At 64.6% G+C, this 16181-nt stretch carries 20 protein-coding genes; 18 read left to right on the top strand and 2 right to left on the bottom strand.

Features of this window, described 5'->3' with window-relative positions; translation table 11 throughout:
* From AC1Q6C_RS32170 to AC1Q6C_RS32120, 11 genes are all read left to right on the top strand, one after another.
* Positions 1–374 (top strand): arsenic resistance protein (locus AC1Q6C_RS32170; protein ID WP_492667051.1); only part of this gene is annotated, 374 nt, incomplete at its 5' end.
* A 24-nt stretch (positions 375–398) separates the two neighbouring features.
* Positions 399–1055, top strand: coding sequence for an arsenate reductase ArsC (locus AC1Q6C_RS32165; RefSeq protein ID WP_492667050.1), 657 nt, complete (start codon positions 399–401; stop codon positions 1053–1055).
* A gap of 41 nt (positions 1056–1096) precedes the next feature.
* Positions 1097–1513 carry an arsenate reductase ArsC gene (locus AC1Q6C_RS32160; protein ID WP_492667049.1) on the top strand — a complete coding sequence of 139 codons (417 nt, stop codon included), beginning with the start codon at positions 1097–1099 and terminating at the stop codon, positions 1511–1513.
* Positions 1514–1554: 41 nt separating this feature from the next.
* Positions 1555–2541: a thioredoxin-disulfide reductase gene (gene trxB / locus AC1Q6C_RS32155; protein WP_492667048.1), complete on the top strand. Its 987-nt coding sequence runs from the start codon at positions 1555–1557 to the stop codon at positions 2539–2541.
* Between the two features lie 27 nt (positions 2542–2568).
* Positions 2569–2979, top strand: a complete 411-nt coding sequence (locus AC1Q6C_RS32150) for an arsenate-mycothiol transferase ArsC (RefSeq protein WP_064113395.1) — start codon at positions 2569–2571, stop codon at positions 2977–2979.
* A gap of 59 nt (positions 2980–3038) precedes the next feature.
* Positions 3039–3446, top strand: coding sequence for an arsenite efflux transporter metallochaperone ArsD (gene arsD / locus AC1Q6C_RS32145; protein ID WP_064113396.1), 408 nt, complete (start codon positions 3039–3041; stop codon positions 3444–3446).
* Between the two features lie 16 nt (positions 3447–3462).
* Entirely contained in the window at positions 3463–5220 is a 1758-nt protein-coding gene (gene arsA, locus AC1Q6C_RS32140) for an arsenical pump-driving ATPase (RefSeq protein ID WP_064113397.1), read from the top strand.
* A gap of 673 nt (positions 5221–5893) precedes the next feature.
* Positions 5894–6271, top strand: a complete 378-nt coding sequence (locus AC1Q6C_RS32135) for an ArsR/SmtB family transcription factor (RefSeq protein WP_064113398.1) — start codon at positions 5894–5896, stop codon at positions 6269–6271.
* Positions 6268–8217, top strand: a complete 1950-nt coding sequence (locus AC1Q6C_RS32130) for a heavy metal translocating P-type ATPase (protein WP_209923320.1) — start codon at positions 6268–6270, stop codon at positions 8215–8217. Before AC1Q6C_RS32135 ends, AC1Q6C_RS32130 begins: the two co-directional genes overlap by 4 nt.
* Positions 8214–8723 (top strand): signal peptidase II, encoded by a 510-nt coding sequence (gene lspA / locus AC1Q6C_RS32125; protein ID WP_064113400.1) that lies wholly within the window; start codon positions 8214–8216, stop codon positions 8721–8723. Before AC1Q6C_RS32130 ends, lspA begins: the two co-directional genes overlap by 4 nt.
* Positions 8720–9061 carry a DUF3703 domain-containing protein gene (locus AC1Q6C_RS32120; RefSeq protein ID WP_064113401.1) on the top strand — a complete coding sequence of 114 codons (342 nt, stop codon included), beginning with the start codon at positions 8720–8722 and terminating at the stop codon, positions 9059–9061. The genes lspA and AC1Q6C_RS32120 overlap by 4 nt, the downstream gene beginning before the upstream one ends.
* A gap of 171 nt (positions 9062–9232) precedes the next feature.
* Here the strand turns inward: AC1Q6C_RS32120 and merB are convergent, their stop codons facing one another.
* A complete protein-coding gene (gene merB, locus AC1Q6C_RS32115; protein ID WP_064113402.1) occupies positions 9233–10240 on the bottom strand; it encodes an organomercurial lyase in 1008 nt (335 codons plus the stop codon).
* Positions 10237–10641, bottom strand: coding sequence for a MerR family transcriptional regulator (locus tag AC1Q6C_RS32110; RefSeq protein WP_064113403.1), 405 nt, complete (start codon positions 10639–10641; stop codon positions 10237–10239). Before AC1Q6C_RS32110 ends, merB begins: the two co-directional genes overlap by 4 nt.
* A gap of 316 nt (positions 10642–10957) precedes the next feature.
* On the opposite strand from AC1Q6C_RS32110, the gene AC1Q6C_RS32105 reads away from it, so the two are divergent.
* The 7 genes from AC1Q6C_RS32105 to AC1Q6C_RS32075 all read left to right on the top strand — a co-directional run bounded on the left by AC1Q6C_RS32105 (position 10958) and on the right by AC1Q6C_RS32075 (position 16171).
* Positions 10958–12334: an MBL fold metallo-hydrolase gene (locus AC1Q6C_RS32105; protein ID WP_064113404.1), complete on the top strand. Its 1377-nt coding sequence runs from the start codon at positions 10958–10960 to the stop codon at positions 12332–12334.
* Positions 12335–12396: 62 nt separating this feature from the next.
* Positions 12397–12561, top strand: coding sequence for a DUF8730 family Cys-rich protein (locus tag AC1Q6C_RS32100; protein WP_492667047.1), 165 nt, complete (start codon positions 12397–12399; stop codon positions 12559–12561).
* An 84-nt stretch (positions 12562–12645) separates the two neighbouring features.
* Entirely contained in the window at positions 12646–14799 is a 2154-nt protein-coding gene (locus tag AC1Q6C_RS32095) for an MMPL family transporter (RefSeq protein ID WP_064113405.1), read from the top strand.
* 116 nt (positions 14800–14915) lie between these two features.
* A complete protein-coding gene (locus AC1Q6C_RS32090; RefSeq protein ID WP_054802216.1) occupies positions 14916–15185 on the top strand; it encodes a metal-sensitive transcriptional regulator in 270 nt (89 codons plus the stop codon).
* 52 nt (positions 15186–15237) lie between these two features.
* Positions 15238–15465, top strand: coding sequence for a YgaP family membrane protein (locus AC1Q6C_RS32085; RefSeq protein WP_058037328.1), 228 nt, complete (start codon positions 15238–15240; stop codon positions 15463–15465).
* Positions 15466–15507: 42 nt separating this feature from the next.
* Entirely contained in the window at positions 15508–15909 is a 402-nt protein-coding gene (locus AC1Q6C_RS32080; protein ID WP_222672139.1) for a DUF302 domain-containing protein, read from the top strand.
* 58 nt (positions 15910–15967) lie between these two features.
* Positions 15968–16171 (top strand): hypothetical protein, encoded by a 204-nt coding sequence (locus AC1Q6C_RS32075; protein WP_492667046.1) that lies wholly within the window; start codon positions 15968–15970, stop codon positions 16169–16171.
* The last annotated feature ends 10 nt before the right edge of the window (positions 16172–16181 follow it).

The following is a 16181-nucleotide window of genomic DNA, read 5'->3' as shown; positions in this document are numbered from 1 at the left end:
TGTTCACCATCGTCGTGCTCTTCTCGATGCAGGGCGAACAGATCACCTCCCAGCCTTGGGATGTCGTCCGGATCGCGTTGCCGCTGCTGGCGTACTTCGCGCTCATGTGGGGCGGAGGCTACATCCTCGGCGCCGCAATCGGATTGGGCTATGAACGCACGACGACCCTGGCGTTCACCGCCGCGGGCAACAACTTCGAACTCGCGATCGCCGTAGCCATCGCCACCTACGGCGCCACCTCCGGTCAAGCGTTGGCGGGAGTGGTCGGCCCATTGATCGAGGTGCCGGTGCTGGTGGGCTTGGTTTACGTCTCCCTCGCTCTACGCAAACGCTTTGCCGTCAAAGAGATTTCACCCACACCCACCGCTACGTAAGTCACCTACAACTCTTCGGGAGTCATGATGAACGAGCACCGCGCCCAGCCCGATCTCCTCTCACCGCAGGCCGTTCTCTCGCGCACCGCGCAAGACCTGGCAGCGAAGTACGTCGGGGTCTTTTCCCCGCAAACCGTCGAACGCTATGTCTTCGAGTCCTACACGGCGCTGCGCCGCACCGCGAAGATCCACACCCATCTCACCTCGCTCGCGGCGCGGTTCGCCGCCGACCGCCTCACCGCTTTGGCCCAGTCCAGCGGAGCACTCACCAAGGACGTGCCCGAAGTTCTGTTCGTGTGCGTCCACAACGCCGGCCGGTCGCAGATGGCGGCGGCACTGCTCGATCACCACGCCCGCGGCCGCGTTCATGTGCGCTCGGCTGGATCCGCGCCGGTCCACGAGATCAACCCAGCCGTCACCGCGGCGATGGCCGAGATCGGGATCGATCTGGCCGACGAGTTCCCAAAACCGCTCACCGACGACGTGGTCGCCGCGGCGGACTGCGTCGTCTCGATGGGCTGCGGCGACGCGTGCGTCGTCTACCCAGGGAAGCGGTACCTCGACTGGTCTCTCGACGACCCGGACGGCCAACCCCTCGCGGTGGTGCGGGCAATCCGCGACGACCTCGATGCGCGGGTGATCGCACTGCTCACCGAACTGACCACACCCGTCGCCGTCTGACCGACCTCTTACTTCCGTCTTCGAAGGGAACCTTCATCCTCATGTCCGACAAGCCCAGCGTCCTGTTCGTCTGTGTCCACAACGCCGGCCGATCGCAGATGGCCGCCGGTTTCCTGAGCCACCTCGCCGGCGACGCCATCGAGGTCCGCTCCGCCGGATCCGCCCCCGCGGACACCATCAACTCCGCCGCAGTCGAAGCGATGGCAGAGCTCGGAATCGACATCTCCGCCCAGACCCCGAAGATCCTCACCGCCGATGCCGTGCAGGATTCGGATGTCGTGATCACGATGGGCTGCGGCGACACCTGCCCGATTTTCCCCGGCAAGAGCTACCGCGACTGGGTCCTCGACGATCCCGCCGGCCAGGGCATCGATGCGGTTCGCCCGATCCGCGACGAGATCAAGACTCGCGTACAAGCCCTGATCAGCGAACTCACCGCCCCGTCGGTATCGCGCTGACCGCCCACGCTTCCCGTATTCGATCCCGTGAAAGAGACACTATGACCATCCCGTCCGCGGTCCATGACGTCATCATTGTCGGTTCCGGACCGGCCGGCTACACCGCTGGTGTCTACACCGCGCGCGCTGAGCTCGCGCCCCTGCTCTTCGAGGGAACCCAGTTCGGTGGCGCCCTCATGACCACCACCGAGGTCGAGAACTTCCCCGGATTCCGTGAGGGAATCATGGGCCCCGATCTGATGGAACAGATGCGCGAGCAGGCACTGCGCTTCGACACCGACATCCGCACCGAGGACGTCGAAGAGATCGATCTGAGCGGCCCGATCAAGACGGTCGTCGCGAACGGCGAAACCTACGCCGCGCACGCGATCATCCTCGCGATGGGCGCAGCAGCGCGTTACCTGGGGATCGAAGGTGAAGAGCGTCTCCTCGGCCGCGGCGTCAGCGCCTGCGCCACCTGCGACGGCTTCTTCTTCCGTGACCAGGACATCGTCGTGGTCGGCGGCGGCGACTCCGCGATGGAAGAAGCAACCTTCCTCACCCGCTTCGCTCGCTCGGTCACCCTGGTGCACCGCCGCGAGGAGTTCCGCGCCTCACGGATCATGCTCGAGCGCGCCAAGGCGAACGAGAAGATCCGCTTCCTGACCAACGCAGAGCCCGTCGAGGTGCTCGGTGAGAACAGCGTCACCGGCCTCGTGGTGCGCGACACCGTCACCGGCGAGACCTCCACACTCGAGATCACCGGCATGTTCGTCGCCATCGGCCACGACCCGCGCAGTGAGCTCGTCAAGGGCCAGGTCGATCTCGACGACGCCGGATACGTGCGCGTCGCTCCCGGTTCCACCGCGACCTCCGTCGACGGCGTCTTCGCTGCCGGTGACCTGGTCGATCACACGTACCGTCAGGCGATCACCGCTGCCGGCACCGGATGCTCCGCGGCTATCGACGCCGAACGCTGGCTGGCCGACCGCGGCGACATCACCGCCAACACGCTCGACGCAGCCGGCCACACCGTCGACGCCGTCTGACTCCCACACCCAGCGAAAGGAACTTCGATGAGCAAGCCTTCAGTGCTGTTCGTGTGCGTCAAGAACGGCGGCAAATCCCAGATGGCCGCCGGCCTCATGCGCAAAGCCGCCGGCGACCAGGTGGACGTGTACTCGGCCGGCACGAAACCAGGCGACGCGGTCAACGCCCTGTCCTCCGAAACCCTCCTCGAAGTCGGGGTGGACATCTCCGGACAGGCTCCGACGTTGATCGATCCGCAACTGGTGCGCGATGTCGACCTCGTCGTCACCCTGGGCAACGAAGCGAAGGTCGATCCCGTCGCCGGCACCGACTTCGAGAACTGGGACACCGACGAGCCGTCCGAACGCGGCATCGACGGAATCGAACGAATGCGCCTGGTCCGCGACGACATCGCCGCCCGCGTCGCCGCCCTTGCTGCCCGTCTAGCGGTCCGCTGATATCGGAACCGCTAGCCGCGCAATCGAAAGACCCGCGAAATAGGAAAGAGGACATCACCATGAGCACCATCGAAGTATTCGAACCGGCCCTGTGCTGCAACACCGGCGTCTGCGGCGACGACGTCGACCAAGCGCTGATCACCTTCACCGCCGACCTCGACTGGGTCGCGAGCAACGGCGGCACCATCACCCGCCACAACCTCGCCAACGACCCCCTTGCCTTCGCCGGCAACGACACCGTCGCAGCCTTCCTCAAAATCTCAGGTTCCGAAGGGCTCCCGCTGGCGATCGTCGACGGAGTCACCGTCCTGACCGGTACTTATCCCACCCGCAACCAGCTCGCGAAATGGGCCGGCATCACCGAACCGGGAGCCGCGGACGCACCGGCCGGGATCACCATGCTCGGACTCGCCGACGGCTCAGCATGCTGCTCCACCGACGACGCCGACTCCACCACCTGCTGCTGAAAGCACCCACACCGCAATGAAGTTCCTGAACGATGCGCCCCGATTCCTGTTCTTCACCGGCAAAGGCGGTGTCGGAAAGACCTCCATCGCCTGCGCGAGCGCGATCACCCTTGCCCGCGCCGGGAAGAAAGTGCTGCTCGTGAGCACCGATCCCGCCTCCAACGTCGGGCAGGTCTTCGGTATGAGCATCGGCAACACCATCACCGACATCCCCGCAGCGGAGGGGCTGTCGGCGCTCGAGATCGATCCCGAACAAGCCGCCGCCGCCTATCGCGAGCGGATCATCGGCCCCGTCCGCGGACTGCTCCCCGAGAAGGAGATCGCGGCGATCGCCGAACAGCTCTCCGGGTCCTGCACCACCGAAATAGCGTCGTTCAACGAGTTCACCGGACTGCTCTCCGGCCAAGGCGACATCACCGCGGACTTCGACCACATCCTGTTCGATACCGCTCCGACGGGGCACACCATCCGGTTGCTGCAGCTTCCCGGATCGTGGACCGAGTTCCTCGACGACGGTAAGGGCGACGCATCGTGCCTGGGGCCGTTGTCCGGGCTCGAGAAGCAGCGCGCCGTCTACGCCGACGCCGTTGCCGCGCTCGCAGATCCGCAGCGGACCCGCCTCGTCCTGGTCTCGCGCGCCCAGCGTTCGACGCTCGCCGAAATCACCCGCACGCACCGTGAACTCGCCGACATCGGACTGACCCATCAGCATGTCGTGATCAATGGTGTCCTTTCGGCGCCGGCGGACGACACCGATCCGCTCGCGACCGCGATCTACCGGCGTGAACAAGCCGCGATAGCCGCGCTGCCCGACGAATTGGCGCAATTGCCCGCCGATCAGGTCCCGCTCAAAGCGACCAATATCGTCGGTATCGACGCACTCGAGAGCCTCTTCGCTGCCGACCTCAGCCCGGTATCTGCCGCCTCAGCGGGCCCGTCCCTGCAGCTGCCCAATTCTCCACTCTCATCCCTGATCGACGAACTCGACACCGACGATCACGGCCTGATCATGTGCATGGGCAAAGGCGGAGTCGGCAAGACCACCATCGCCGCCGCCATCGCTGTCGCCCTCGCTGAACGCGGCCACCAGGTGCACCTGACCACCACCGACCCGGCTGCACACCTGACAGAAACCTTGAACGGGGAACTCGACAACCTCCAGGTCTCCCGAATCGACCCCGCCGACGCCACCGAGCAGTACCGCACCCGCGTCTTGACCACCAAAGGCAAGAACCTCGACGAACGCGGCCGCGCCAACCTCGCCGAAGACCTCCGATCGCCGTGCACGGAGGAAGTGGCCGTCTTTCAGGCGTTTTCGCGGGTGATTCACGAATCGAGTCGCAAGTTCGTCGTCGTGGACACGGCCCCGACCGGGCACACCTTGTTGTTGCTCGACGCCACCGGCTCTTACCACCGGGAAATCGCCCGCCACATGGGTGAGAACACGAACTTCACCACCCCGCTCATGCGACTACAGGACCCGAACGCCACGAAAGTCCTACTCGTGACCCTCGCCGAAACCACCCCCGCCCTCGAAGCCGCCGGCCTGCAAGCCGACCTACAACGCGCAGGAATTCACCCTTGGGCGTGGGTGGTCAACAACTCTCTCGCCGCTGCCGAACCGACCTCGCCGCTCCTGCAGCAACGCGCAGCCGGAGAAGTCCTCGAAATCGACACCATCACACACCAATACAGCCAACGAACCGCCGTCGTTCCGATGTTCGCCGAAGAACCCATCGGCACATCCGCTTTGGCGGCGTTGAGCAAGTCTTAATCGATGCGCGGAATCGGCTTCTCACTGGTGAGCAACAATGTCGGATGCCTGGCCTAGAGTCCACACTGCGACGAGCATCAGGTCGCCACACTGACAAGACCGAAGCTCCAATTGGTCCTGACTTGCAGCGGTTGTTGTATGTCGGTCAGATGTGGCGACCTGAACTCATTAGCCGGCGAGACGGCAGCGGCCACATGGAGCAAGCGATGGAGCTTGAGGTCTCAGGGCAAGGATTCGACAGTGCACGCCTGTCGTCTGTTCAAGCTGGTCTGGGAAATTTGGGTTATCCCGACTGGTCCGGTGTGGGATGTTGGCACCAGGGCAGTCGTAGATGGGCATGCTTTCAGGTGGTCAGTCGGTTCGTCGAGAACTTCGGATGAGAAATCCAGGTCGGTAGTGCTCCCGCCGCAGCGACTGAAGATATCGGCCGTTTGCGGTTTACCCCGAGATGACCGTAAACGGCCGGATCCCCTTGGAGTTCAGCAGCAGCCGGGCATGTTCGTCATGCACGTCCCACACGTGCCGGTGGCCATCATCACTTGACAGTTCCACCACGCCTGCAGATTCGTCAGCACGTTCATCATTACCTCCTCCGCTCGTTGAGTGCAGATTCCTGAACGGGAATGTTCAGGCTGCCCCTATTATTATCGTCGCTTTCGGCTATCATCGCAATATGACGATCAATAAAGATGTATGCCTGGCCACCGAGAACGGATCGGATCTCGACAACGCAGTGGCGTTGTTCCACAGCCTCTCCGACGGGACCAGGTTGGCGATCGTACGTCGCCTCGCCGGCGGAGAAGCGCGGGTGGCGGACCTGGTCGGCGAACTCGGTCTGGCGCAATCCACGGTCTCCGCGCACGTAGCGTGCTTGCGGGACTGCGGACTGGTTACCGGCCGCCCCGCGGGTCGACAGGTGTTCTACTCCCTCTCCCACCCCGAGCTGCTTGACCTGCTGGCCTCTGCCGAGACCCTGCTCGCCGCAACGGGTTCCGCAGTCGCGTTGTGCCCGAACTACGGCGCCGACGCCGGCTCGGGGGTGACCGCATGAGTGACGCGTGTGGCTGCGGCCCCGACGAACCTCGCACCGAGGGCGAGGAGGAACGCGAACCGGACAAACTGTGGCAGGTCACAGAGATCCGCGCCGCCGCGGTCGCCGGGGTGCTGTTGGTGGCCGGTCTGATCGTGGAATGGGCCGACGGCCCCCACCCGGCGTCACTGACGCTGTTCTCACTCGCGCTGCTCGTCGCCGGCTACACCTTCGTCCCCGCCACCCTCACACGCCTGGCGAGGGGCAAGATCGGGGTCGGCACTCTGATGACGATCGCCGCGGTCGGCGCCGTACTGCTCGGCAAGGTCGAAGAAGCTGCCATGCTGGCGTTCTTGTTCGCGATCAGCGAGGGCCTCGAGGAATTCTCGGTAACCCGCACCCGCCGCGGTCTGCGGGCGCTGCTGTCCCTGGTTCCGGCGACCGCCACTGTCGTGCGCGGTGGCAGGGAGCAGATAGTCGAACCCGGCGAGCTGCAGCTGGGCGAGATCATGATCGTCAAGCCGGGCGAGCGCATCGCCACCGACGGAACCATCGCGACCGGCCGCACAGCTCTCGACGTCTCCGCGATCACCGGCGAATCAGTCCCGGTCGAAGCCGGACCGGGTGACGACGTGTTCGCCGGATCGATCAACGGCACCGGCGTCCTCGAAGTCAAGGTCACCGCTGGGGCGCAAGACAATTCGCTGGCGAAGATCGTGCGGATCGTCGAGGCTGAACAGTCCCGCAAGGGCGAGGCCCAACGACTCGCCGACACCATCGCCAAACCCTTGGTTCCGGCGATCCTGGTGGTCGCCGCGCTCATCGCGGCGGTCGGCAGCCTGCTCGGGGAGCCGCGGGTGTGGATCGAACGCGCTCTCGTCGTACTTGTCGCAGCGTCGCCGTGCGCTTTGGCGATCGCGGTGCCGGTGACGGTGTTCGCCGCCGTGGGTGCCGCCAGCAAGATCGGTGTCCTGGTCAAAGGCGGCGCCGCGCTCGAGGCCCTCGGCCGTATCCGTGGCATCGCGTTGGACAAGACCGGAACCCTGACCCGTAACCGTCCCACCGTCATCGAGGTCGCCACCGCTGCCGGCGTCACCCGCGATGAGGTCCTCGAAGTCGCCGCGGCGCTGGAAGCGCGCAGCGAACATCCCCTGGCAAAGGCGATCCTCGCCGCCGTCGACGACATCACCGCTGCCGAGAACGTCGAGGCCGTCACGGGTGCGGGACTGACCGGGTACCTCGACGGACGTTCGGTGCGGTTGGGGCGACCGGGCTGGATCGAGCCCGGATCCCTCGCGGCCGAGGTGGAGCGAATGCAGCACGCCGGGGCCACCGCGGTCCTGATCGAACGCGACGGTGCGTTGATCGGGGCGGTCGCGGTCCGTGACGAACTGCGGCCCGAGGCGGTCGAGGTGGTGGCCGGGCTGCGGCGCGACGGTTACCAAGTCGCGATGCTAACCGGCGACAACGAACGCACCGCCCGCGCTCTCGCGGCCGATGTCGGGATCGACGAGGTCCACGCTGACCTGCGCCCGGAGGACAAGGCCCGCATCATCGAGCAACTCGGCCGGCACCGTTCGACCGCGATGGTCGGCGACGGCGTCAACGACGCCCCCGCCCTGGCCACCGCGGATCTGGGCATCGCGATGGGCGCGATGGGCACAGACGTCGCCATCGAAACCGCCGACGTTGCTCTGATGGGTGAGGATCTGCGGCACCTGCCGCAGGCATTGGCGCACGCACGCCGGTCCCGACGGATCATGCTGCAGAACGTCGGGCTCTCGCTCGCGATCATCACCGTCCTGATGCCGCTGGCACTGTTCGGTGTTCTCGGCCTGGCCGCGGTGGTCCTGGTCCACGAGCTCGCCGAGATCGTGGTCATCGCCAACGGGGTCCGCGCCGGCCGCGCCCCCGCCCTGACTACACCCGCCTCTGAGCTGTCGGCGCCGGTCGGGGCCCGCGCATGAGCGACACCGCGACCGAATACTCGACTCGGACACCGCGTCTGAGGAGCGTCTTCGTGTCCGCCGTCGTCGCCCTCGCTGCCGTCGCATTGTTTGTCGAACCAGTTGCGCGTCGGGAACTTTCGGATGGCCGCACCGTTGACTTCGGGCTGCTGCAACTCAAGCTGGCCTATAACAGCGGGGTCGCGTTCAGCATGGGTGACCAACAGCCGATGTGGATTGTCCTCACCGTCACGGCTGTCATCACTGCGGGTATCGGTGTGTACGCCTGGCGCACCGCGCCTTCCAGCTCACTAGCAGCGATGATCGGGCTGTCCCTGATGTTTGCTGGCGCGGCCGCGAATGTGATCGACCGCGCCGTCGACGGGAAGGTGACGGACTACTTCCATACTGGGTGGTGGCCGACGTTCAACCTCGCCGACACTTACATCACCTGCGGTGTCGTGCTGCTCCTGGCTGCACTATTGCGGGAGTCAACGCAAGAACCCCCGAATGAGAGTTCGTCATGACATCGATGCCCGACCACATCCGAGCCGCCTATGTCTCGGAGATGGCTGCCGCCGATACCACCGGCGACGACGCTCAACGATGGGCGCACCTCGAACGCGTCCACATCATTTCCCAGCCCTACCCGTGGCCGCACACCCGCAACCACATCGCCATGCTTGCCTTCGCACTAGGCCAACACGACCGTCGAGAGGCGCTCGGACAGATCGTGCGGATCATCGTCGCCGCACCCGGATCTCTGTCTGGGCGCTACCCCGAAGGTAACACCGGTCGCGTCGAGGCAGGGCTGATGAAGCCCATGCCAGTGCCAGATGATCTGGCCGAAATGCTTCGCGACTAGTTCAGCAGTACCGAATTCCGAGCGACAGCTCTGTCTGGATTACTACACATTTCGAATTGCGTGAAAGGTTGCCGCAGCACTGTAAGTGCTACCCGCCACCGAACGACCACTGCGATTGAGTGGTCGTTCGGTGCATTCTTCCCCGTACCGAGAGCCGGATGAACCGTTCTGTCACGTGTTGAGAAGGGGGCCGAAGATCGCGGCTCCACACCGGGTTGCCTCGGCGAGATCGACCACGATCCCACCGACCTGCGGGTTGGCCGCCGACCATGCCTCCGCGGCCGGGCGATCAGTGAAGAAGTTGAGGTAATTGCAGCAGGTATCCGCCGACGGACCCTGCGCTGACTGTGCCCCGATGAACACCACTGTGGTCGCAGGATCCGCAGTGGTCTCTTCGCCGCGGACTGAAACGGTGATGTGTTCGCCGGTCGACGCGTCGGCGGAGTCGATCACTACCTCACTGCCGCCGAGCATCGCTGACATGCCGAGCGCGTCGATAGCGCACATCGCGTAAACCCGTGCACCACCCGCGATCTGAACACTGTGCGCGGTCGGTGTTGCGGAAAATGGGTACACCGAGTCGATCCGCCCCGACCTGTCGAGGCGGATCACGTCCGAGGCGTGCAGCCGGTCCAGGATCTGCTGCGCGGACGAGTCGAACTCGGCAGCGACCGCATCGATCTCGGTTATCGGTGGAGGGTCTCCGCGGGTTGCGAACGCCCGCAAGATGGCGTGATGAATGGCCTTTTCGGCGGGGTCGGCGGGCTGCGCCGCGCCCCGCCACGCGCCGAGTGCTGCGACCGGGGATCCGTCTCCAGCCGCGGGTGCACAGCAGTCGACCGGAGCGGCCGGCATCTCAGTCGACTGATCGGCCGGGGCCAGGTTCAGTGCAGCGCGAAGAGCAGCGACGGACGGTGCACCATCGATGCCGCCGACGTCCGACCGGTAGAGACGGCACGACACGCTCGGCACCGAGCCGGGCTCTGCGAACGGGTCTTGGCCGTCGATGAGCAGGGTCGGTGATCCCGTCATGCCTGCTTCGGTGGCTGCGGCCTGGTCATTGAGAACACGGTGGGTGATCTCGACGTCGATGTGTTCGCCGGCCACCGCCTCCGTGATCCGGCGCTCGAGTAACAAAACGTTGGGGCACTCGGGGACTTGCAGGATCTCTAGTTTCATCGGGTCTCTCCTGTGTCGTGCAAGGTCTGGATCAGTGGGCAGCATCGGTCGGCGCGAGGCAGATCGCAGGTGGCGGCAAGTTCGGCGAGCGACTGCTGCATGCGCTGCAGGTCGGCGATCTTTTCGGCGAGGTGCGCCATCTTGGCTGCGGCCAGCTCACGAGCAGCAGCACAGTCGTCGGGTCCGCCGTCGGCGAGGTGCAGTAGTTCCTCGATCTCGTCGAGGGTGAACCCGTGCTCCTGTGCGCGCTTGATGAAGCGAACCACCGCTACCGCATTGGCCGGATACGCCCGATACCCTGACCCTGACCTGGGGGGCTCCTCCAGCAGGCCTCTGCGCTCGTAGTACCGCAACGTCTGGACGTTGACCCCAGCCTGGGTGGCAACTTCACTGCTCCGCATATCGCCATTGTTAACCCTGTACCCAACTATCGAGTCAAGTGTCTATCGGGAATCCCCGACTTTCAGGTCACCAAGTATCTCGGTCTGCTCGAGAACCAACGAACCTTGTGCGCTCGTCCCTCATCTACGAGGGTGGACGGCTCACACGGCATCCGGCGAGTGCCGCCGATCAAAGCTGTCACTGCACAGACGAGTGAACAACTTCTTCGCCGAACCAGGGCACACAACCATATACCCCCGGGGGTACTTGACATACCCTGGGGGGTATATGGCAACCTGTAGTCATCGCACTCCACAGAACAGGGAAGGTTGTCCGATGATCCTCGAGCAGTACTACATCGAATGCCTCTCACACGCGTCGTACCTGATCGGCGACGAGAGCACCGGCCGCGCCATCGTGGTCGACCCGCGCCGCGACATCACCGAATACCTCGAGGACGCAGCCCGATACGGTCTGATCATCGAGGGTGTTGTCAACACGCACTTTCATGCGGACTTTGTCTCCGGTCACCTTGAGTTGGTCGAGGCTACCGGCTCGTGGATCGGTTTCGGCGACGCCGCGGATACCGATTTCCCGATTCGTCGACTGCGCCACGGCGAGCACCTGACGCTGGGGGAGGTGGACATCGAAATCCTCTCCACCCCCGGCCATACGTGGGAGTCGATCAGCCTGCTCGTTCGCGAGAATCGAGACGCCGAGCCCACTGCTGTGCTGACCGGGGACTCGCTGTTCATCGGCGACGTCGGTCGCCCCGACCTGGCCAATCTCGGCGACGGCACCAATACCGACCTGGCTCGGGCGATGTATCGCACCGTCCACGAGAGGCTGCTGACCTTGCCCGATGCAGTGACCGTGATGCCGGCTCACGGCGCGGGATCCTCCTGCGGCAAGAACCTCTCTTCCGAGCTGACCTCCACCATCGGCGAGCAACGCCGCACCAATCCGTCGGTGCAGCCGATGAGCGAAGACGCATTCGTCGCTCTGGTCACCGACGGCCAACCTGCGGTGCCGGAGTATTTTTCGGCCGCCGTAGCTTTGAACAAGTCGAATCGCGCACTCCTCGAACAAGATCGGCGCATCTCCGAACTCTCACCGGGAGAACTCCGGGTCGAAATGGCCAGCGGAACACGCGTTCTCGACGCCCGCACCCCCGACGACTTCGCGGCCGGGCATCTGCTCGGCTCGATCAATGTCGGATTCGACGGCAGGTTTGCCGAAACCGGCGGCATGGTCGCCGACATCGGGGAGCGCATCGTACTCATCACCTATCCGGGTGATGAACAGGTTGCGGCAATGCGCTTGGCGCGCATCGGATCCGACAACGCCATCGGGTACCTCACCGTCGACGCCGACGGCACCTTCCCAGGCGCGCTCGCCGACCTTGTCCGCACTGCGCTGCGCACCACGGTGTCCGAGCTCGAAGAGCCGATGGCCTCGGGCGCGGTCACGTTGATCGACATCCGCAACCCCGGCGAACGCGACTTTGGTGCCATCGACGGCGCCCGGTCAATTCCCCTCGCACAGTTGCGTTCCCAACTCGCGGACCTGCCACGAAACATGCCCATCGTCGTGCACTGCGCCGGCGGCTGGCGCTCCTCCGTCGCCGCATCACTGTTGCGAGCCGACGGCATCGAGAACGTCAGCGACCTGGTCGGCGGATACACGGCCTGGGTCGAGCGATCTTCCGAATAGCGCCTATTCAGAAAAACTCTCGTGCCCCATACGCGGCACGACGTCTGACAAGGAGATACCAGATGTGTTACACCACGACATGTTCTTCCTGCTCCAAGACCACTTGGGCAGGATGCGGCCAGCACGCCGACCAGGTGATGGCCGGCGTCCAGACAGCGCGGCGCTGTACCTGCACCCCTGCTCCTGACCCGAGGTCCGGGTTCTTCCGGTCCTTCTTCGGCCGCTGACCCGCCGCACCGGATGACCCGGTGCCATGACCCGGTACCCGCCCATACTCGCACCCATCACCCCCTTTTTTCAGGAGTCAACCAATGTCCAGTAACACCAAGGTCAGGGACGGCGTTCCGCCGATCTCACACGCGTCCGGCGGCGTACTCGGCCGCATGGGCGCATCGATGGCGGGCAACGCAAAATGGGTGCTCGGTGTCTGGCTGATCGTGCTCATCGCACTCGGCGCGGCCGCACCGTCGGTGTTCAGCTCCCTCGCCGGCGCCGGATGGCAGGCCAACGGATCCGAATCCGTCCAGGTCCGCGAACTCGCACAGGCACACTTCGGCGGCAACTCTTCCGCCGCCGTCCAGGTTGTCGTGCATTCCGATGACCGGACCATCGACAGCCCCGACATGCAGCGCACCCTCACCGAGGTCACCGATGTCTTCGCCGGGGACCCTCGCTTCGGTGCGATCATCGCGCCGCAGCCGGGAATGTCCATCAGCCCCGACGGGCACACCGGAATTCTCATCGCGGGCGCGAACGCAAGCACCGACGAGATGGTCAAGGCCGTTGACGATCTCAAGGGGGAGTTGACCGCCCTGTCCGGAAACGGCATCGAGGTCTATCCCACCGGCGCATCGGCACTGTGGAGTGATTTCAACAAGGCCAACCACGACGCGATGATTCAGGCCGAACTGTTTTCCTGGCCGGTCACCCTCGCGATCATGGTGCTCGCCTTCGGGTCCCTCGTCGCCGCCGGACTCCCACTGCTGCTGACCCTGGCCGGACTCGTCGCCTCCGCGGGCGGACTGGTCCTGCTCAACCAGATCACCCCGATTTCCGTGTGGGCGATGAACTTCGCGATGATGTTCGCCCTCGCCCTCGGTATCGACTACGCCCTGTTCATCGTCTCCCGGTTCCGCGACGCGATACGTCATGCATCGTCACCGCGGGCGGCGGTCGCGGAAACCATGGATACCGCGGGCAAGGCCGTCGTCCTGTCCGGAATCACGGTGCTCGTGAGCCTCTCTGCGGTCCTGCTGGTTCCGGCACCGGCCGTGCGGACGATGGCTATCGGCATCATGCTCGCCGTGTTCTTCGTCCTCCTGGCCTCGATGACTCTGTTGCCTGCCGTTCTCGGGATGCTCGGCACCAAGGTCAACGGTGGATCCTTGCCCTACGCCAAGCGTCAGGAACACCGCTCACCGAAGTTCGCCGCCTGGGGCGAGCTGCTGCACAAGCACCCGTGGCCGTTCGCCATCGGTTCTCTCCTGGTGCTGATCGCGCTGTCGATCCCGGTGCTCGGGCTCAAGGTGGCGATGCCCTCCATCGCGGTTGTCCCCTCCGACGCCCCGGTCCGCCAGGGCTACGAACTCGTCCAAGCTCAGATGGGGGAGGGGGCGCCGGGCATGTTGCAGATCATCGCCCCCGCCGCGGAGGGCGCCGAGACCGCGAAGGCTGCTGCCGCGACCGAAGGTATCGCCATGGTGACGCCGCCGCAGTCCGCACTCGATGGCAGCGACTTTGTGATGTTGCAGGCCATGCCTACCGTCGATCCGTCCGACGCACAGATGGGAGCCATCCTCGACACCTTGCGTGCGGACCTTCCCTCGGGCGCTCTGGTGGGCGGCGCACCGGCGGAGAACCTCGACCTGCAGCAAGCGCTGAACGACTACCTCCCGCCGATCGTCGGCATCATCCTGGTTCTCGGGTTCCTGCTGCTCCTGGTGGCGCTGCAGGCGCCGTTGATCGCCATCCTCGGTACCGTGGTCAGCTTGCTCTCCACCGCCGCCGCATTCGGGGTCGCGAAGCTGATCTTCCAGGACGGGCACGGAGCGTCGTTGCTCGGTTTCACCCCGCAGGGGTTCCTCGACGGGTGGGGGCCGGTGTTCTTCTTCGCGATGATCTTCGCGATCGCCATGGACTACACCGTCTTCTTGTTGGCCACGGCGAAGGAGCATTACGAGCGCTCAGGTGATCCCAAGGTCGCGCACGTCGACGGCCTGGCTCATTCGGGGCGGGTGATCCTCGCCGCTGCCGCGGTGATGGTGGCCGTGTTCTTCACCTTCGCGCTCGCTGATCCGTTGCCGCCGAAGGAGATGGGCATCATTCTCGGTGTCGCTGTACTGCTCGATGCGGTACTGATTCGGCTGATCCTGCTGCCGGTGCTCCTGCGGTTGACCGGGCATGCCGCATGGTGGTCCCCGGCGTGGCTGCGAAAGGTATTGCCCAACATCAGTTTCTCGCACTGACAGGTCCGGATGGCGTGGTTCGGCAGCTGTGACGCACAGATCTGACGAACCACCCACCCGGATATACCCATAGGGGTATATTTGAGGTTACTGATTCATCTTCGGAAGGAACTCCCATGGTCGGCGACGACGACAGCATCGCATTGGTACTCAACCGACTCCGCCGCGCGCACGGCCAACTCGCCGGAGTGATCTCGATGATCGAACAGGGCCGAGACTGCAAGGACGTCGTCACCCAGCTCGCCGCGGTCTCACGCGCACTCGACCGGGCCGGCTTCAAGATCGTCGCCACCGGCCTTCGCGAATGCATGACCGGCAACCGCGAGAATGGCAAGGAACCGATGACCGAGGCGGAACTCGAAAAGCTCTTCCTCGCACTCGCCTGAGACCGCGGCGGCGATCGCGGAACAACGAACAGAAAGGACGGTACGGACAGTCATGACAGCTCTCCCACGGCACCACGGCTGGACCATCGAACGGATCGTTCCACTATTGGGCGGGGTAGTCGTCCTGCTCAGCGTGGCCTTGACACTCGCCTTCTCCATTTGGTGGCTGCTTCTCACCACGTTCGTCGCTGCGAATCTCCTGCTCTACAGCGCAGTGGGATGGTGCCCGATGAGCCTGATACTCCAACGCCTCGGCATCCCGCGGCTCGGCACCCGCTGACCGATCCCAGACCCCGGATCCCCCGAAAAAAGGACGTAGATCATGCAACTCGCACTCACGACCACCCTGAACACCACGTTCGACGACGCTGTCGAACGCACCCGTAAGGCATTGTCGGAGCAAGGTTTCGGGATACTCACCGAGATCGACATGAAATCGACCCTCAAAGCCAAGCTCGACGAAGACCTGGAGGACTACCTCATCCTCGGCGCCTGCAACCCGACGTTGGCACATCGAGCAGTCGGAGTGATGCGGGGGATCGGATTACTGTTGCCCTGCAACGTCGTCGTGCGCGCCGATCCCTCCGCGGAGAACACCGTCATCGTCGATGCGATGAACCCCGCCCTCATGGTTCAGGTGACCGGCGAACCCCGACTGCAGTCCGTCGCCGACGAGGCGACCACCAGGCTGCAGGCAGCTCTCGATTCGCTCACCGCACAGTAGAACCGAGCTCGAACAACAATCGCATGCCGCCGAACGTCGGTAGACGAAAAGGATGCCGATGACTCTCGCAATCGCACTCGCTGCCGGGGCAGTCATCGGTGTCCTTCTAGGACTCCTCGGCGGCGGCGGATCCATCCTTGCCGTACCGGTCCTGGTGTTCGCCCTCGGCCTCGACATCGACCAAGCAATCCCGATCTCGATTCGCTCACCGCACAGTAGAACCGAGCTCGAACAACAATCGCATGCCGCCGAACGTCGGTAGACGAAAAGGA

The organism is Rhodococcus sp. MT28, assembly GCF_058792695.1.
The sequence above is the reverse complement of the archived record's forward strand: the minus strand, read 5'-3'. Positions and strand labels throughout refer to the sequence as shown.

Bases quoted from the DNA above. Each gene is read 5' to 3' on its own strand.
- AC1Q6C_RS32165 (WP_492667050.1), top strand. From the start codon at position 399: ATGATGAACGAGCACCGCGCCCAGCCCGATCTCCTCTCACCGCAGGCC.
- AC1Q6C_RS32160 (WP_492667049.1), top strand. From the start codon at position 1,097: ATGTCCGACAAGCCCAGCGTCCTGTTCGTCTGTGTCCACAACGCCGGC.
- trxB (WP_492667048.1), top strand. From the start codon at position 1,555: ATGACCATCCCGTCCGCGGTCCATGACGTCATCATTGTCGGTTCCGGA.
- AC1Q6C_RS32150 (WP_064113395.1), top strand. From the start codon at position 2,569: ATGAGCAAGCCTTCAGTGCTGTTCGTGTGCGTCAAGAACGGCGGCAAA.
- arsD (WP_064113396.1), top strand. From the start codon at position 3,039: ATGAGCACCATCGAAGTATTCGAACCGGCCCTGTGCTGCAACACCGGC.
- arsA (WP_064113397.1), top strand. From the start codon at position 3,463: ATGAAGTTCCTGAACGATGCGCCCCGATTCCTGTTCTTCACCGGCAAA.
- AC1Q6C_RS32135 (WP_064113398.1), top strand. From the start codon at position 5,894: ATGACGATCAATAAAGATGTATGCCTGGCCACCGAGAACGGATCGGAT.
- AC1Q6C_RS32130 (WP_209923320.1), top strand. From the start codon at position 6,268: ATGAGTGACGCGTGTGGCTGCGGCCCCGACGAACCTCGCACCGAGGGC.
- lspA (WP_064113400.1), top strand. From the start codon at position 8,214: ATGAGCGACACCGCGACCGAATACTCGACTCGGACACCGCGTCTGAGG.
- AC1Q6C_RS32120 (WP_064113401.1), top strand. From the start codon at position 8,720: ATGACATCGATGCCCGACCACATCCGAGCCGCCTATGTCTCGGAGATG.
- merB (WP_064113402.1), bottom strand. From the start codon at position 10,240: ATGAAACTAGAGATCCTGCAAGTCCCCGAGTGCCCCAACGTTTTGTTA.
- AC1Q6C_RS32110 (WP_064113403.1), bottom strand. From the start codon at position 10,641: ATGCGGAGCAGTGAAGTTGCCACCCAGGCTGGGGTCAACGTCCAGACG.
- AC1Q6C_RS32105 (WP_064113404.1), top strand. From the start codon at position 10,958: ATGATCCTCGAGCAGTACTACATCGAATGCCTCTCACACGCGTCGTAC.
- AC1Q6C_RS32100 (WP_492667047.1), top strand. From the start codon at position 12,397: ATGTGTTACACCACGACATGTTCTTCCTGCTCCAAGACCACTTGGGCA.
- AC1Q6C_RS32095 (WP_064113405.1), top strand. From the start codon at position 12,646: ATGTCCAGTAACACCAAGGTCAGGGACGGCGTTCCGCCGATCTCACAC.
- AC1Q6C_RS32090 (WP_054802216.1), top strand. From the start codon at position 14,916: ATGGTCGGCGACGACGACAGCATCGCATTGGTACTCAACCGACTCCGC.
- AC1Q6C_RS32085 (WP_058037328.1), top strand. From the start codon at position 15,238: ATGACAGCTCTCCCACGGCACCACGGCTGGACCATCGAACGGATCGTT.
- AC1Q6C_RS32080 (WP_222672139.1), top strand. From the start codon at position 15,508: ATGCAACTCGCACTCACGACCACCCTGAACACCACGTTCGACGACGCT.
- AC1Q6C_RS32075 (WP_492667046.1), top strand. From the start codon at position 15,968: ATGACTCTCGCAATCGCACTCGCTGCCGGGGCAGTCATCGGTGTCCTT.